This window comes from Methylomarinum sp. Ch1-1 (assembly GCF_030717995.2).
Classification (GTDB): domain Bacteria; phylum Pseudomonadota; class Gammaproteobacteria; order Methylococcales; family Methylomonadaceae; genus Methylomarinum; species Methylomarinum roseum.
This window is the reverse complement of record NZ_CP157743.1, coordinates 518,848-535,233: the sequence shown is the minus strand read 5'-3', so window position 1 is coordinate 535,233 and position 16,386 is coordinate 518,848. Positions and strand designations below refer to the sequence as shown.

The 16,386-nt window shown below is 55.7% G+C and carries 13 protein-coding genes; 8 read left to right on the top strand and 5 right to left on the bottom strand.

Annotated elements, in window-relative coordinates; all coding sequences use genetic code 11:
• Positions 1–405 precede the first annotated feature (405 nt).
• The 3 genes from gor to fumC all read right to left on the bottom strand — a co-directional run bounded on the left by gor (position 406) and on the right by fumC (position 3,716).
• Positions 406–1,758 (bottom strand): glutathione-disulfide reductase, encoded by a 1,353-nt coding sequence (gene gor, locus Q9L42_RS02875; RefSeq protein WP_305909945.1) that lies wholly within the window; start codon positions 1,756–1,758, stop codon positions 406–408.
• Between the two features lie 228 nt (positions 1,759–1,986).
• The gene (locus tag Q9L42_RS02870) at positions 1,987–2,274 is read right to left on the bottom strand and encodes a ferritin-like domain-containing protein (protein ID WP_305909946.1); all 288 of its coding nucleotides are present in this window, start codon (positions 2,272–2,274) and stop codon (positions 1,987–1,989) included.
• 35 nt (positions 2,275–2,309) lie between these two features.
• The gene (gene fumC / locus Q9L42_RS02865) at positions 2,310–3,716 is read right to left on the bottom strand and encodes a class II fumarate hydratase (protein ID WP_305909947.1); all 1,407 of its coding nucleotides are present in this window, start codon (positions 3,714–3,716) and stop codon (positions 2,310–2,312) included.
• Between the two features lie 728 nt (positions 3,717–4,444).
• Between fumC and acnA the strand changes: the two genes are divergently transcribed.
• Positions 4,445–7,138, top strand: coding sequence for an aconitate hydratase AcnA (gene acnA / locus Q9L42_RS02860; protein ID WP_305909948.1), 2,694 nt, complete (start codon positions 4,445–4,447; stop codon positions 7,136–7,138).
• A 121-nt stretch (positions 7,139–7,259) separates the two neighbouring features.
• On the opposite strand, the gene Q9L42_RS02855 is transcribed toward acnA, so the two are convergent.
• A complete protein-coding gene (locus Q9L42_RS02855) occupies positions 7,260–7,628 on the bottom strand; it encodes a hypothetical protein (RefSeq protein ID WP_305909949.1) in 369 nt (122 codons plus the stop codon).
• Positions 7,629–7,872: 244 nt separating this feature from the next.
• On the opposite strand from Q9L42_RS02855, the gene Q9L42_RS02850 reads away from it, so the two are divergent.
• The 5 genes from Q9L42_RS02850 (at position 7,873) to Q9L42_RS02830 (ending at position 13,036) form a co-directional block, all read left to right on the top strand.
• On the top strand, positions 7,873–9,030 hold the full coding sequence (locus Q9L42_RS02850; RefSeq protein ID WP_305909950.1) for an MlaE family ABC transporter permease: 1,158 nt from the start codon (positions 7,873–7,875) through the stop codon (positions 9,028–9,030).
• Positions 9,027–9,794, top strand: a complete 768-nt coding sequence (locus Q9L42_RS02845; protein WP_305909951.1) for an ABC transporter ATP-binding protein — start codon at positions 9,027–9,029, stop codon at positions 9,792–9,794. Before Q9L42_RS02850 ends, Q9L42_RS02845 begins: the two co-directional genes overlap by 4 nt.
• 17 nt (positions 9,795–9,811) lie before the next feature.
• Positions 9,812–10,813: an MlaD family protein gene (locus Q9L42_RS02840; protein ID WP_305909952.1), complete on the top strand. Its 1,002-nt coding sequence runs from the start codon at positions 9,812–9,814 to the stop codon at positions 10,811–10,813.
• 2 nt (positions 10,814–10,815) lie between these two features.
• Positions 10,816–11,415 carry a PqiC family protein gene (locus Q9L42_RS02835; protein WP_305909953.1) on the top strand — a complete coding sequence of 200 codons (600 nt, stop codon included), beginning with the start codon at positions 10,816–10,818 and terminating at the stop codon, positions 11,413–11,415.
• A gap of 331 nt (positions 11,416–11,746) precedes the next feature.
• Entirely contained in the window at positions 11,747–13,036 is a 1,290-nt protein-coding gene (locus tag Q9L42_RS02830; RefSeq protein ID WP_432648890.1) for a transposase, read from the top strand.
• A gap of 40 nt (positions 13,037–13,076) precedes the next feature.
• Here Q9L42_RS02830 and Q9L42_RS02825 read toward each other — a convergent pair whose 3' ends face one another.
• On the bottom strand, positions 13,077–13,928 hold the full coding sequence (locus tag Q9L42_RS02825; RefSeq protein ID WP_305909955.1) for a DNA ligase: 852 nt from the start codon (positions 13,926–13,928) through the stop codon (positions 13,077–13,079).
• A gap of 376 nt (positions 13,929–14,304) precedes the next feature.
• Between Q9L42_RS02825 and Q9L42_RS02820 the strand changes: the two genes are divergently transcribed.
• Positions 14,305–15,282 (top strand): phosphotransferase, encoded by a 978-nt coding sequence (locus tag Q9L42_RS02820; RefSeq protein ID WP_305909956.1) that lies wholly within the window; start codon positions 14,305–14,307, stop codon positions 15,280–15,282.
• A 78-nt stretch (positions 15,283–15,360) separates the two neighbouring features.
• On the top strand, positions 15,361–16,242 hold the full coding sequence (locus tag Q9L42_RS02815) for a 3'(2'),5'-bisphosphate nucleotidase CysQ family protein (protein WP_305909957.1): 882 nt from the start codon (positions 15,361–15,363) through the stop codon (positions 16,240–16,242).
• Positions 16,243–16,386 lie beyond the last annotated feature (144 nt).

Genomic DNA, 16,386 nt, shown 5'->3' with positions numbered 1-16,386 from the left:
TTATATCGCAACCGTCGGGTGACCACCGTAGGGTGGATTCGCCGCCAGGCAATCCGCCTGGATATGCACAACGCCAATTTTGCCTCCGGTGGCGTTTTTTGGCGGCTTGCTTCGCGAAGCCGCCCTACGTTGGCGGATCCGCTGCGCTTGATCCACCCTACGCTAATTTGGCCTCCAGTGTGGGTTTTGGTGGCTTGCTTCGCGAAGCCACCCTACATTGGTGGATCCGCTGCGCTTGATCCACCCTACGCTAATTTGGCCTCCGGTGCGGGGTTTGGCGGCTTGCTTCGCGAAGCCACCCTACGCTAATTTGGCCTCCAGTGTGGGTTTTGGTGGCTTGCTTCGCGAAGCCGCCCTACATTGGTGGATCCGCTGCGCTTGATCCACCCTACGCTGGTATCGGGATCAATCTTCGGATTTGCGCATGGTGACAAATTCCTCGGCGGCGGTGGGATGGATGCCGATCGTCGAATCGAACACGGCTTTGCTCGCCCCGGCGCGGATCGCGACGGCTATGCCTTGGATGATTTCGCCGGCGTCGGCGCCGACCATATGGACGCCCAAGACCTGATCGGTGCTGCGCCTGACCACCATCTTCATCAGGCTTTTGTCGTCGAGCCCGGAAAGCGTGTGTTTCATCGGGGTGAATACGGACTTGTAAATATCGATGTCGTGATAACGCTTGCGCGCCTCGGCTTCATTCAAGCCGACGGCGCCGATATTAGGCTGGCCGAAAACGGTGCTGGGTATATGCTCGTAATCGACCGGTGTCGGACGATCGCCGTAGAGATCGTTGACCAGCGCCATAGCCTCGGCGATCGCCACCGGAGTCAGGTTGAGGCTGTGGATCACGTCGCCCAGCGCATAAATGGACGGCACATTGGACTGATAATGCTTATCCACCTTGATTGCGCCGTCATCGGCCAGTTTCACGCCGATCGCTTCCAGACCCAAATCGGCGGTATTCGGACTCCGGCCGGTGGCGTACAGGATCAGCTCGGCCGCCAGCGGCTCGTGTTGACCGATATCGGCGAGGTAGACGTTTCCGTTTTTTTCTATCGCTTGAATATCGGTGTTGAAGAGAATGTCGATGCCTTTTTTGCGCATTTCCTCGGCCGCGAATGTCCTGATCTCTTCATCGAAGCCGCGTAGCAATTTGTCACCCCGGTAACACAATGTTGTCGCTACGCCCAGTCCATGCATGATACCGGCGAATTCGACGGCGATGTAACCGCCGCCGACGATCAGGATACGTTCGGGCAGCTGCTGCAGCGCGAACATGTCGTCCGAGGTCGCTGCCAGTTCTTTGCCGGGCAAATCGGGCACGAAAGGTCGACCGCCGGTGGCGATCAAGATGCGTTCGCAGCGCCATGACTTATCGCCGATGGCGACGGTGTGGGCATCCAGCAAACGGGCTCTGCCTTCGAATACGGTGACGCCGGCATCATTCAGCAAATCGCCGTATACGCCTTGCAGGCGGTCAATTTCCCGGTTTTTTTGCCCCATCAGCACTGACCAGTCGAAGCGCGCATCATCGACCGACCATCCGAAGCCTTTCGCCGCCTCGAAGTCCTCACGGAAATGCGAAGCATAGACGAACAATTTCTTGGGCACGCAGCCGACATTGACGCAGGTGCCGCCGAGGTCGCGATTTTCCGCGATCGCGACCCGGACGCCGAGCCTCGCCGCGATGCGGGCGGCGCGAACGCCTCCGGAGCCGGCGCCAATCACGAACAGATCATAATCGTATCGAGTCATCTGAATGTTTCCGGATAGCAGGGCTGAATCGTAGGGCGCGTCTGATAGTCTCAGGACCGTGGGAACGAGCAATCCCCTGGTCTCGAGTAGGTCAGGGTGCGCGCCCGCGTTCCCTGACATTCCGAAATAATGTCACGACCACAGGCACGGCAGCCATTCCCAGTTAAATAACTTCCGGGATCAGCCCTATCGTTCCCGCGTAGAGCACTCATCTTGAGGCGCGCCGGATTAGCGGTGGGCGATGGGCTTGTCGGTGAACAGATAGTCGCGCAATTCCTTGTCCATCTTCGGGTCCCGGCGGCGTATCCATTCCAGCAGCATGGCCGCATGTTCTTTCTCTTCATCGCGATTATGCGCCAGTATCGCCTTGAGCTCTTCGTCGCGGCAGGCGTCGACTCTCTGGTTGTACCAATCGGCCGCCTCCAGTTCTTCCATCAGCGATGTGATCGCCCGGTGCATGTCGCGGGTTTCGGCGGAAAGCTCGGCGATGGGTTCATGATAACCTTCGTTTGCCATGATCGGCTCCTCTCGTTAAGTGACAAAATAGTAAATTAATCATCCGGGGCCAGCATTAGAGACGGATCGACCAGGCGGTCAAATTCCTCCGCGCTGACATGGCCGCCGGCGACGGCTTCCTCGCGCAGCGTGCGCCGGTTTTTCAGCGCCGAGTTAGCGATCTTGGCGGCGCGGTCATAACCGATATGCGGCGCCAGCGCGGTGACCAGCATCAGCGACTCTTCGACTAATTCGGCAAGCCTTTCTCGATTGGGTTCGATGCCGATGACGCAATGCTCGGTAAAGCTGGCGACGGCGTCGGCAAGCAGTCGGATCGATTGCAGCACATTGAAAACGATCACCGGCTTATAGGTGTTCAGTTCCAATTGCCCCTGGGCGCCGGCGAAAGTGATCGTCGTGTGATTGCCGAACACCTGGGCGCAAACCATCGTCAACGCTTCGCATTGGGTCGGATTGACCTTGCCGGGCATGATCGATGAGCCCGGTTCGTTTGCCGGCAGCGACAGCTCGCCGATACCGGTGCGGGGGCCGGAGCCGAGCAGGCGGATGTCGTTGGCGATTTTATTCAGGCTGACCGCGACGGTATTGAGCGCTCCGGATATTTCGACCAGGGCGTCGTGCGCGGCCTGGGCCTCGAATTTGTTCGCCGCCGAAATAAATGGCAGGCCGGTGAATTTTTCGACTTTTCCGGCGAATGTTTCGGCGAAGCCAGCCTTCGAGTTAAGGCCGGTGCCGACCGCGGTGCCGCCTTGGGCCAAGGGATAAAGGCGCTGCATGCCGTCATGAATGCGATCGAGACCGAGCTGTATTTGCGCGGCGTAGCCGGAAAATTCCTGTCCCAGCGTCAGCGGCGTCGCATCCTGCATATGGGTGCGACCTATCTTGATGATGTCTTGCCATGCCACAGACTTATCCGTCAGCGCTTGTTGCAGGCTTTGCAGGGCGGGGATCAAACGATGATGCAATTGCTCGACGGTGGCGATATGCATCGCGGTGGGAAACACGTCGTTCGAAGACTGGCCGCGATTGCAGTGATCGTTCGGATGCACCGGCTTTTTGCTGCCGATCACGCCGCCGAGCCGGATGATGGCCAGATTGGCGATGACCTCGTTGGCGTTCATGTTGGATTGAGTGCCGGAGCCGGTTTGCCAGACCACGAGCGGAAAATGCTCGTCCATTTTTCCGTCAATGACATCCTGCGCGGCGGCGGCGACGGCTTGGCCGATTTTCGGATCGATGTTACCTAACGCGATATTGCTCAGCGCCGCACAATGCTTGACGATGCCTAATGCGCGAATCAACGGCCGGGGGAGACGTTCTTCGCCGATGGCGAAATGCCGCAAGGCGCGCTGGGTTTGTGCGCCCCAATATTTATCGGCCGGCACGTAGACGGCGCCTAAGGAGTCGCTTTCGCTGCGAAAATCTGCTGTCTGTGCGGTCATCGTAAGCTCCCGGACAAGGTGGAGGTGCTGAGACGCCTTATAAGACGAGCTTTCACTATAACCGTTTTCTTTCGTTTTGAATATACATAAAATACAGCCATTTCCAGATGGTTGTCACGTAACCCGTCCCCTTGCGTTTGGTTTGATCGGCAGGGTTGAAATGTCGTGGCGCAAGGGCACGGGCAACGTGACCTACGATGCTTAGCTTGAGCAGGCCTGGGTTTGTAACCCCGGCCTGAATCTTTCAATCCCATGCCAAACAAAAACCAAAACGTTCGAGGCGGGTTGAATAACCGGCCCAGCCCAGATCCTCCGGTGAGGCAGCCGATGAAAGGTTGCGGACGGAGTTGCAAACTCCGTCCGGCTTGGAAATACAGCCATTTCCAGATGATTGTCACGTAACCCGTGCCCTTGCGTTTGGTTTGATCGGCAGGGTTGAAATGCCGTGGCGCAAGGGCACGGGCAACGTGACCTACGATGCTTAGCTTCCTTGAGCAGGCCTGGGTTTGTAACCCCGGCCTGAATTTTTCAATCCCATGCCAAACAAAAACCAAAACGTTCGGGGCGGGTTGAATAACCCGTCCCGCCCTCGGGCCAAATGGTTTTTTTCGCGCCGAGGGCGGCGCTCCTACGTAAAGCCGTAGAGACTCTGTTCAAATGCCGAAAAATGGAATCCACGAAGGCCGTTGTTGTCACAGTTAAATTCGGGATTGGATTAGGGGGTGGTTATGAACGGTGAAGACTTGTTTGGCGCGCGACGGACCTTGAAACTCGGCAAGGCAGGAGCGGTGGACTATTTTTCCCTGGTCGAGTTGGAAAAAAACGCCGGCGTCGAACTAGGGCGCCTGCCGTTTTCGATCAAGATATTGCTGGAATCATTGTTACGCAACTGCGACGGTTTCGCGATCACCCGGGACCATGTTTTGAGCGTCGCAAACTGGCGGGCGCAGGGAAAACGACAGGAAATTCCCTATAAACCTGCCCGTGTGGTGTTGCAGGATTTTACCGGGGTGCCAGCTCTGGTCGATCTGGCGGCGATGCGCGATGCAATGAATGCCTTAGGGGGCGAGGCGGCCAAGATCAATCCGATGATACCCTGCGATTTGGTTATCGACCATTCGGTGCAGGTAGACCGTTTCGGCGGGAGAGATGCCTTGGCGATGAATGAACGCATCGAATTCCAGCGCAACGCCGAACGCTATCAGTTCCTCAAGTGGGGTCAAGCGGCGTTCAAGAATCTTCGCGTGGTGCCGCCTTCCACCGGCATCGTGCATCAGGTCAATCTTGAATATCTGTCGCAGGTCGTTTTTCACGACAAGGCCAATGGCCTTTGTTATCCCGATAGTTGCGTCGGCACCGATTCGCATACGCCAATGGTCAACGGCCTAGGCGTGATGGCCTGGGGCGTCGGCGGCATCGAAGCCGAGGCGGTGATGCTGGACCAGCCCATCTACATGCTGGTTCCCGAAGTGGTCGGCATCAAGTTGTATGGCAGGCTGCCGCCTGGGACGACTGCGACCGACTTGGTGCTGCGCATCACCGAGCTCTGCCGGGAGTTCAAAGTAGTCGGTCAGTTTGTCGAATTTTACGGCGACGGATTGGCCTCGATGTCGGTGCCGGATCGGGCGACGCTGAGCAACATGGCGCCGGAACAGGGCTCGACGGTCAGTTTCTTTCCGGTCGACGACGAAACTCTGCGCTATATGCGTTTTACCGGACGCAGTCCCGAACAAATCGAACTGACCGAACGCTATCTGAAAGAGCAAGGCCTGTTCCGCACCGAGCAAACACCGGATCCGCAATTCAGCCGCAGCCTGGAACTCGATCTCGACAGTATCGAACCGTCGCTGGCCGGCCCCAAGCGGCCGCAGGATCGCATTCCCCTCAGTCGAGTCGGAAGCGGATACCGGAAGATGCTGACGGCGCCGGCCGGCAATCAAGGCATGGGTTTGGATGACGCCGATCTTAAGCGCAGCGCCGTCGTGACGATGAAGGGACAAAGCGAGACGATCGGCCACGGCGCCGTCGTCATCGCCGCGATTACTTCCTGCACCAACACCAGCAATCCTTCGGTGATGTTGGGTGCGGGGCTGGTCGCGAAGAAGGCGGTGGAAAAAGGCTTAGGCGTCAAAAACTATGTCAAGACATCGTTGGCGCCGGGTTCGCAGGTGGTTACCGAGTATTTGAAAAAATCGGGCCTGCTGCCTTATCTGGAAAGGCTAGGATTCTTCCTGGTCGGCTACGGCTGCACCACCTGCATCGGCAATTCCGGCCCGCTGGACGAGGCGGTCGAGGAGGCGATCAAGGACAACGATCTGGTGGTGTCGGCGGTGCTGTCGGGCAACCGAAACTTCGAGGGCCGCGTGCATCCGTTGACTCGCAGCAATTATCTGGCCTCGCCGCCGCTGGTCGTGGCCTATGCCTTGGCCGGCTCGACCGCGGTGGATATCAGCCGCGAACCGCTGGGCAGCGACCAGGACGGTCGGCCGGTCTTTTTGAACGATATCTGGCCGAGCAACGAGGAGATCGCCGATGCAGTGAGGCAGTTCGTGACTCCGGAGATGTTTCGACAGCGTTATGCCGATGTCTTCACCGGCACGGAGGCCTGGCGCGATATTGCGGTATCCGCTTCCGATTTATATCGGTGGGACCCGAATTCGACCTATATCCGCAAGCCGCCTTTCTTCGAGGGCATCAGCACCGAAGGACAAAACATCGAAGCGTTGAACGGCCTGCGGGTGCTGGCCTTGTTCGGCGATTCGGTCACGACCGATCATATCTCGCCGGCCGGTCAGATCGCTCCGGATTCGCCGGCGGCCATTTACTTGCAAGAGCACGGCGTCGAGCGCAAGGACTGGAATAGTTACGGTTCGCGCCGCGGCAACGATCAGGTGATGTGTCGCGGCACCTTCGCCAATATCCGCATCCGCAACCGGTTGGTGAGCGATTTGGAGGGCAATCTGACCATTCATCATCCCAGCGGCGGGATGATGACCTTTTTCGATGCGGCGATGCGTTATCAACAGGAAGGCATTCCACTGTGCATCATCGCCGGCAAGGAATACGGCTCCGGCTCGTCTCGAGACTGGGCGGCTAAAGGCCCTTATCTGCAAGGCGTCAAGGCGGTGCTTGCCGAGAGCTACGAAAGAATACACCGCAGCAATCTGATCGGCATGGGCATATTGCCGTTGCAGTTCAGCGAAGGCGAATCGGCCGGCAGCCTGGGCTTGAGCGGTAAGGAAAGCATCGATATCGCGATTGATGACGATCTCGAGCCCGGACAACAAATCGAAGTTACGGCAACCGATGAGGATGGAAACCGGAAGACCTTCAAGATGGTGAGCCGCATCGATACGCCGATCGAAATCGATTATTACCGCGACGGCGGCATCTTGCGCACGGTGTTGAATAGGTTGGTCTGAGCACACCCTACCGCATCGTAGGGCGGCTTCGCGAAGCAAGCCGCCAACCCCGCACCGGGGGCAAAATTGGCGTTGTGCGTATCCAGGCGGATTGCCTGGCGGCGAATCCACCCTACGGTGGTCACCCTACGGCTGCGATGCCAATGTAGGGCGGCTTCGCGAAGCAAGCCGCCAACCCCGCACCGGGGGCAAAATTGGCGTTGTGCGTATCCAGGCGGATTGCCTGGCGGCGAATCCACCCTACGGTGGTCACCCTACGGCTGCGATGCCAATGTAGGGCGGCTTCGCGAAGCAAGCCGCCAAAAAACCGCACCGGTGGCGAAATTAGCCGTTGTGCATATCCAGGCGGATTGCCTGGCGGCGAATCCTCCCTGTTGCGATATAAGGTGAGCAGCAGGATTTTCGGCATCGGATGCAACTTTTTGCGATCGATTCGGGGATCGTCCAATTGACCAAAGACATCTAAAAAATCCATTTCTTCTGTTTTCATTCATCAAGTCCGCTAAGGGGGATTATAAATTTGCTATTTTGCCACTAAAATTTTTAATGAGGTAGCCCCGTAAACTCATCCCTGGGGGCTTGACGGCAGCATCCTTGCTGCCGACATCCTCGCCAAACACACCCCATGCCCTTTTTGAACGCCAAACTGATGGGAATTGCTGATGCTGACCTTATTCATCGCGTCGACTATGATTTATTGATAAAGTAAGTCTGATGACTTGAGTGAGAGAGCAATGGCGGTTAACGGGGCGATAGATAAGCGGGTTGTAACGGGCGATGTCGGTTTGACCGCGGTCGATGACGCGACTATGGCGATTCGTTTTAGCGGCAGCTGGGTGCAGGGCGCCGAAATCAAGCCGGTCGAACAAGTGCTGAGCGAACTGACTCAGGCCCCATTGCCGCGCACGCTGGTGTTGCAGGCGGAGGCGCTGGAACAGTGGGACAGCAGGCTGCCGACTTATCTGCTGAAGATCACCGATTTTTGCCGGGCCCGGCATATCGAAGTCGATTCGAGCGGTTTGCCGGAAGGGGTGCGGAGCTTGCTTCAATTGGCCAGGGCGGTGCCTGAAAAAGCTAAGAGCGCGGGTACATCGCGGAAATCGCTGGTCGTTAAAATCGGCAATCTTGTGTTAACGGCGCTGACAGATGGCCGCGAACTGCTGATGTTTGTCGGCAACATGGTGCTGGCCATCTGGTCTCTGCTGCGGGGCAAGGCCAGGTTTCGCGCCGTCGATATGGGGTTATGCATACAGGACGCCGGGCCCGCCGCGTTGGGCATCGTGACGCTGATCAGTCTGTTGGTGGGCATGATACTGGCTTTCGTCGGCGCCGTGCAGTTGGCGATGTTCGGTGCGCAAATCTACATCGCTGATCTGGTGGGGTTGGGCACCGTCAGGGAAATGGGCGCGCTGATGACCGCGGTGATCGTGACCGGGCGCACCGGCGCGGCTTATGCCGCCCAGCTGGGCGCGATGAATGTCAATAACGAGATCGATGCGCTTAAAACGATGGGCATTTCGCCGATGGAGTTTTTGGTGATGCCGCGTATGCTGGCGTTAATCCTGATGATGCCGCTGTTATGTCTTTATGCAGATTTGATCGGCATGCTGGGCGGGGCATTGGTGACCGTCAGCATTTTCGATGTGTCATTGGTGCAATACTATAATGAAACCGGCCGGGCGGTGGATCTGACCGACTTTTTTATCGGCTTGTCGAAAAGCCTGGTGTTTGCGGTGTTGATTGCAACGGCGGGATGTATGCGCGGCTTGCAAAGCGGTCGCAGCGCTTCCGATGTCGGTGATGCGACCACGAAGGCTGTGGTCAACAGTATCGTTTATATCGTCGTGGCCGATTCGGTGATCACGTTGTTATGCAATCATCTGGACATATGAATAGGCCCCATATTACCGTGCAGAATCTGACCATGGCTTATGGCGATTTCCTGGTGCAGCGGGATTTGAATTTCACGATAAACCGCGGCGATGTGTTCATCGTCATGGGCGGCAGCGGTTGCGGCAAAAGCACCTTGCTGAAACATCTGATCGGTTTGAAAAGCCCGGCGCAAGGCGAGGTGCTGTATGACGGACAAAATTTTTGGCGGGCGAGCGAAGCCGAGCGGGTGGCTATTCTGCAGCGTTTGGGGGTGGCCTATCAAAGCGGCGCCTTGTTCAGTTCGATGACGCTGGCCGAGAATGTGGCCTTGCCGCTGGATGAATTCAGCGATTTAAGCCGCGCCGAAACCGCTGACCTGGTTTCGTACAAACTGGCCTTGGTGGGCTTGGCCGGATTCGAGGATTATTATCCGTCCGAACTCAGCGGCGGCATGCAAAAACGCGCGGGCTTGGCGAGGGCGATGGCGCTGGACCCGGAAATCCTTTTCTTCGATGAACCTTCGGCTGGACTGGATCCGCTCAGCGCCAAGATGTTGGACGATCTGATCATCAACCTCAGTGAAACGCTGAAAACGACGATCGTCGTCATCACCCATGAACTGGAAAGCATTTTCGCGATCGGCACCAACTCGGTTTTTCTGGATAACGAATCGAAAACAATGTTGGCGACAGGAAACCCGACGACGATATTACACGAATCGAAAAACGCCAAGGTGATCGAGTTCTTGACCCGTGGGAAGGGTCATGGCCGTCATCAGGCTTAACCATAAAGGCATAGTTTATGAGTAAACCCGTCAGTCCGTTGGCAATCGGCAGCTTTACCATCGGCGCCTTGCTGCTGTTGGTCGCCGGTCTTTTTGTATTTGGCGGCGGCCAGCTCTTCAATGCCGACAGGGTGCGTTATGTGGTATTTTTCGACTCTTCGCTGAATGGCCTGGATATCGGCGCGCCGGTGAAGATGCAGGGCGTCAAAATCGGCGAGGTGACCGATATCGCCTTATTGTTGGATCCGAAGTCCGGCAAAATCTATAAGCCAGTCGTCATCGAAATCGACCGGGAGAGTTTGGCCGGCACCGAGCGCAGCGATGTTCCCGGCATCAAGAGCGATAAGGAGAAGGTGGTTCGGGACCAATTGGTCGAGGCGGGATTTCGGGCGCGCCTGGAAATACAAAGCCTGTTGACGGGTCTGTTGTATGTCGATTTCGATATTTATCCCGATAAGGCGCCTGTTTATGCCGGCCTGGATTATCAGGGACTGCAGGAATTGCCGGGCGTGCCGACCACCACCGAGGAAATCCGCAATATCGCGGAGGAGGTGATTGGAAAAATACGCGATCTGCCGTTGGAACAAATGGTTACTGATTTCAGCGATAGCCTGAGGGAGGTTAAAAAATTGTTGAAGTCGGCCGATGTCAAGGAATCCACGGCGACGTTGAAAAGCACTCTGGCCGGGATGGACCAGACCCTTAAGACCCTGAATGGCAATTTGGACAGGCTACTGAAGGATACCGACCGGACGCTAAACAACACCAATGATTTGGTGGTCAATGTGAATCGGGAAATCAAGCCCTTATTGGCCTCGATGGAACAAGCGATGACGACGGCCAATGTCGCGTTAAAGACGACGCAGCAGTCGATGGAGAATTTCGGCGATGCGGTCGGTCCTGAATCGGCCTTGAATGAAACCCTGCATTCCTTGCAGCAAGCGACGCGTTCGATCAGGGATCTAAGCGATTATCTACAACGTCATCCGGAATCCTTGTTGTCGGGTAAGGAAGATTAATCATGCATCTAAACAGACTCAAGCTGTTGTCGGCATTATTGGCGCTGATGCTGAGCGGCTGCATCGGCGGCGGCACTTCGCCGGCCTCGAATTTTTATTTGTTGGAGCCGGTTACCGAAACCAAGCAGCCGGGGCCTTCGGATGACGCGCGCATTTCGATAGGCTTGCGACCCGTCGGGATACCCGATTATGTCGACAGGCCGCAGCTCGTTACCGCGACCGATAAAAACGCTTATCATCTGAGCGAATTCAACCGCTGGGCGGAAGCGTTGGATTACAACATCACCCGTGTATTGGCGCGCAATTTGACTGTGTTGACGCCGGCCGATGTATGGCTGACCCGCTCGTCCAGGTTCGCGCAACAAGCGGCTTTCCGTCTGGCCGTCGATATTCATCAATTCCATATCGACCCGCAAGGGCAGGCCGTTTTAGCTGCGCAATGGACCGTCAGCAGCGATAGAAAATTGTTATTGAACAGGCAAATGTCTTATCGCGTCGAGGCGTCGAACAGCGATTACCGCCTCATGGTCGCCGCGTTGAACGATTGTTTGGATCGTCTGAGCGAGGATATCGCCCAATCCCTGCGCCAGCTTAACCGATAGCTTTTTGGCGGATCCGCTACGCTTGATCCTCCCTACATGAAGCGGGAGGTTCTTGCTTTATGTTCGTAGGAGCGCCGCCCTCGGCGCGAATGTTCTGTAGGATGGAGCAAGCAACGCACTTCCATCTCTTTGCATTTTGGCGGATCCGCTACGCTTGATCCGCCCTACATGGAAACGGGAGTCTCTTGCCTGATGTTCGTAGCGCTGCCTTTGGCGCGAAAGAAGGTGGACTGCAGCAATTCCCAATTTAAAACCCTGGTAAAATAGTGGCAATTTTAAACCTGTAAATCACCCCCCATAATCCCATAGGTCAATTCAAATGGACTTGGAAATAATTAACCAGATTCGCACTACCTTCGAAAACCTGCCTGACCACCGCAAACCCGGCAACAATCGGAAATATGCGGTGGAAGATGCCGCCCTGAGCGCCTTCTCGGTCTTCTTTACGCAAAGCCCGTCTTTTCTGGACTATCAGCAGCGAATGCAAAAGCTTCACAATCGAAATAATGCGCAATCAATTTTTGGTGTCCATCAAATTCCTTCGACCAGCCAAATCGGCAACCTGCTGGATCCGATTGCACCGGAAACACTCTATCCGGTGTTGGCCGAGGTGGGTGACCAGCTTTACACGCAGGGTTGTCTGAAGCCGTTCATGAGTGTTGGCGGCACCTTGTTGGTGGCGATGGACGGCACCGATTCCTTCAGCTCGGAAAAGATTTCCTGTCCGTGCTGTACTCAACAAACGCTGAAAAACGGCCAAACCTTATACCGTCACACCGTCGTGACACCGGTGATTGTCGCCCCCGGGCAAAGCTGCGTGGTGCCTTTGCCGCCGGAATTTGTTCGCGTCCAAGACGGCGTCGACAAACAAGACTGCGAATTGGCGGCGGCCAAGCGCTGGCTCACCACGTGGGGTGCTCATTACGCTCCTCGAGGCATCACCGTGCTGGGCGATGATTTGTATTGTCACCAGCCGTTTTGTGAGGCCGTGCGTGCGCAGCACCTGGATTTTCTGTTCGTCTGCAAGCCTGATTCCCATGCGTTATTGTACGAATGGCTCGACGATTTTACCCGGACCGGCGAGGTCCAAACGCTCGAAAAAAGCCGTTGGAACGGCAAACAACGCCTGACCGAACGCTACCGTTACCTCAATCAAGTCCCGCTCCGCAACAGCGACGATGCGTTAATGGTCAATTGGTGCGAAATGACGATCCTCAATGCCAAACAAGAAGTGGTCTACCGTAATGCCTGGGCGACATCACACACCCTCGACGAACACAATGTGATCGACATGGTCGCTGCAGGCCGCGCGCGCTGGAAAATAGAGAACGAAAACAACAATGTTCTCAAGAATCACGGCTATCATTTCGAGCATAACTTTGCCCACGGCAAGCAGCATTTGTCCAACTTCTTGGCGACCCTTAACTTATTGGCTTTCCTCGCTCATACCGCGCTTGAATGGTTGGACGAGGCTTACCGGGCCGTCCGCCATGCGGCGCCCTCCAGGCGCACTTTCTTCGAACAATTCCGAACCTTGCTTCAGTTCATGCCTTTTGATAATTGGCAGCATCTGATGCGGTTCATGCTATATGGTGAAAATCTAATACCCAGGAAAACGTAAGGTTTTAAATTGGGAATTGCTGAGGTGGACTGACAGAAACTCAAGGCTCCTCGCGTATCCTGATGAACACGGCAAAACGGGGGATGCCGTTATCGGTGTAGCCTTGATGACGAAAGCTAATAAGGCTGCCCAGAGGCGGCGGATTTTTCCGCTCCCGATGGCTGAAGCCGGTGCCGATGTAAAATTCCTTACCGTTCTCGGTTCGGACTTTAAGCGCGCCCATCTTGCCGGTAAATTGCCCTTTGCCGGGACGATAGCCGATCACGACCGCTTCCGCATCGTGGTAGGGTTTTAATTTAAGCAAGCGATCGCTACGGCCATATTGATAGAGACTGTCTTGGCGATGCAGCATCAGGCCTTCGCCGCCTCCGGCCACGATTTGATCCAGTCTTTGCTTTAATTCGTCGCCGGAAACGACCCGGAATTGTTTGATGAAGCCGAGATAGGGCGCATGTAGCTGTTTTGCCATGCGCCGCATTGCGGAGACCCGTCCCGAAAACGGCTTTGGCTTGTCGGGCAGGTCGAAGACCATCAATTTGACTTTCCGCCAGCCGGAATGAGGGGTCTTGCGGCTGACGATGGAAATGGTTTGCTGATATTGACCTCTCGCCAACCACAGCTCGCCATCCAGCGTCACATCGGGAAAGCCTTCGGTGAACCAGGCGGGAGCATGGAACAGATGACCGTTTTTGGAAATCAGCTGTTTTCCGTTCCAGCGCGCCCGGACCCCATCAAGCTTTTCGCTGACCCAATATTCCGTGACATCGATCGACGGACGGAAAATCTTGGCCTGCATGATGTCCGGTTTTTCTTTGGCCGCAGCGCTTGCAACAAACAAAAATAACAGGATGACCGGCAAGCGGACTAGGCTATGACGATTGGCGTTGTTCATGCTGTTTCCTCGATAGAGTGGTTGGCGACAAGTAAATTGGCGGATCCGCGATGCTTGATCCGCCCTACATGAAACTACGCGAATTTGTGTAGTTCGCAGGCGCCGAACCCTCGGCGCGAAAGTTCTGTAGGATGGAACAAGCAACGCGGTTCCATCTCTTTGCTTTTGAGGGATCCGCTGCGCTTGATCCACCCGACATGGAAGCGGGAGGTTCTTGATTTATGTTCGATGGCGAAAAATCCCGTAATTCGTTATGCTACCCTCGGAAAATGAACGTCATGTAGGATGTGCCGACGAAGGAGGCGCATCAATCTTTAAAGAGACATTGCCTTCCCACACATCCTTGCAAATTATAGGCTGAACAACAAGCCGTCAAATGAACAACGACTTACGCGACATCATAAACCAGGCCACCGGCGCCGACTCATGTTATCAAATCGACGTGATACAGAGCCTGTGGAGCGGTTATGGCGCTATCGTCCGTTATGGGTTGCGCGGCTGTGCAATCGACAGCGTGATTGTCAAGCATGTCGATTTGTCCGGCCAGGGCAGTCATCCCCGGGGCTGGAATACCGATTTATCTCATCGACGAAAAATGCAATCCTATCAGGTCGAAACGGCTTGGTATCGATACTGGAGCAAGCGTTGCGATTCGACTTGCCGGGTGCCGGTTTGTCTAGCCATCGAAACGATGGGCGACGAAGTGTTGATCGTGCTTGAAGACCTCGACGCCAGCGGCTTTCCGCAGCGCAAATCGCAAGTGGGCGAAGCTGAATTACGCGCCTGTTTGTCATGGCTGGCCAATTTTCACGCCGCCTTCATCGGCGAGAATCCGGAGGACTTATGGCCTACCGGCACCTATTGGCATCTGCAAACCCGGCCCGATGAATGGCGGGCATTAGACGATTTTGCGTTGAAAAACGCCGCCATGTCGATCGATCAACGACTGCGCGACAGCCCCTATCAAACCTTCGTCCACGGCGACGCCAAGCTGGCCAATTTCTGCTTTTCCCGCGACGGCAAGACGGTGGCGGCGGTCGACTTTCAATATGTCGGCGGCGGCTGCGGCATCAAGGATGTGGCTTATTTTATCGGCAGCTGTTTGGATGAGGAAGCATGCCAACACCAGGAATCGTCGTTATTGGATTTTTACTTTCAGGCGCTGAAACTTGCACTAAAAACAAGACATAAAGCCGTCGACGCCGAGGCCGTCGAACAGGATTGGCGCGCGCTTTACCCGTTCGCATGGACCGACTTTCATCGCTTCCTGAAAGGCTGGAGTCCCGGTCATTGGAAAATCCACGGTTATAGCGAACGCCTGGCGCGCGAAGTGATCGACCGGTTAAATGATTAAATGGCATCTGTAAATCACAGGTTACCTGAAACAGCCTGCGGTAAGTTAATAGCCATTAATGATTAACAAGGAGAGAGCATGAATTTAACTGTCGATGATTTGTTTTTATTGAGCCAATGCGCCGTCTCGGCCGCCTACCAGGCCGGCCAGATCATTAGCAAACATTCGAAACGTTCGGTCGCCGTGCAAAGCAAGCAGGGCGGGACCAGTCTGGCTGCGCAGGTGGTCACCGAAGTCGATCACTTGAGCCAGGAAATCATCCTGCAGACGCTTCAGCCTACCTGCAAGATATTCGATCTGGCTTTGCTGTCGGAAGAAAGTCCCGATGACCGCGAACGTTTGCGCAAGGATTTCTTCTGGAGCATCGATCCGTTGGACGGCACCTTGCCTTTCATCGAATCGGTGCCTGGGTATTCGGTGTCGATCGCGCTAGTGTCTCGTAACGGCGTTTCGCAGCTAGGGGTGGTCTACGATCCGGTCGAACAAACACTTTATCAGGCGGTTAAAGGCGGCGGCGCTATGCGTAATGGTAAATCTTTAATGCCGTCATCGAAGCCACACACGCTGACCTTCATCACCGATAAAAGCTTTGCCGAGGATCCGCTTTATCGACCGACGCTGAGCGAACTTGAGCATATCGCTAAAGACTTGGGCTACGCGGGATCGCGATTGGTGCTGCAGGGCGGCGCAGCGATGAATGCCTGTCAGGTATTGAACAAACCGCCGGCCTGTTATTTCAAATACCCCAAGGCAAATCAGGGCGGCGGCAGCCTTTGGGATTATGCGGCGACCGCCTGTCTGTTTTCTGAACTCGGCCTGCCGGTCAGCGATATCCACGGTCAACCGCTGGAGTTGAACCGCTCGGACTCGACCTTCATGAATCATCGCGGCGTGTTATACAGCTCCGATGCTGAATTAGCGAGGCGGGTCGGCATGCTTTACGAGAACTTGCAGACGTAACACGGCGCAGGGCCGTCAGTTGCATGTTATCCGCAGCATTTGTTTGGCGCCTGGGCGGGGCGGGTTATTTAACCCGCCCCGAACGTTTAACTTACTCTAGTCACGGTTGAATTGTTTAGGACCTCGTTGACCTGCAGCGGTGCG

Bases quoted from the DNA above. Each gene is read 5' to 3' on its own strand.
- gor (WP_305909945.1), bottom strand. From the start codon at position 1,758: ATGACTCGATACGATTATGATCTGTTCGTGATTGGCGCCGGCTCCGGA.
- Q9L42_RS02870 (WP_305909946.1), bottom strand. From the start codon at position 2,274: ATGGCAAACGAAGGTTATCATGAACCCATCGCCGAGCTTTCCGCCGAA.
- fumC (WP_305909947.1), bottom strand. From the start codon at position 3,716: ATGACCGCACAGACAGCAGATTTTCGCAGCGAAAGCGACTCCTTAGGC.
- acnA (WP_305909948.1), top strand. From the start codon at position 4,445: ATGAACGGTGAAGACTTGTTTGGCGCGCGACGGACCTTGAAACTCGGC.
- Q9L42_RS02855 (WP_305909949.1), bottom strand. From the start codon at position 7,628: ATGAAAACAGAAGAAATGGATTTTTTAGATGTCTTTGGTCAATTGGAC.
- Q9L42_RS02850 (WP_305909950.1), top strand. From the start codon at position 7,873: ATGGCGGTTAACGGGGCGATAGATAAGCGGGTTGTAACGGGCGATGTC.
- Q9L42_RS02845 (WP_305909951.1), top strand. From the start codon at position 9,027: ATGAATAGGCCCCATATTACCGTGCAGAATCTGACCATGGCTTATGGC.
- Q9L42_RS02840 (WP_305909952.1), top strand. From the start codon at position 9,812: ATGAGTAAACCCGTCAGTCCGTTGGCAATCGGCAGCTTTACCATCGGC.
- Q9L42_RS02835 (WP_305909953.1), top strand. From the start codon at position 10,816: ATGCATCTAAACAGACTCAAGCTGTTGTCGGCATTATTGGCGCTGATG.
- Q9L42_RS02825 (WP_305909955.1), bottom strand. From the start codon at position 13,928: ATGAACAACGCCAATCGTCATAGCCTAGTCCGCTTGCCGGTCATCCTG.
- Q9L42_RS02820 (WP_305909956.1), top strand. From the start codon at position 14,305: ATGAACAACGACTTACGCGACATCATAAACCAGGCCACCGGCGCCGAC.
- Q9L42_RS02815 (WP_305909957.1), top strand. From the start codon at position 15,361: ATGAATTTAACTGTCGATGATTTGTTTTTATTGAGCCAATGCGCCGTC.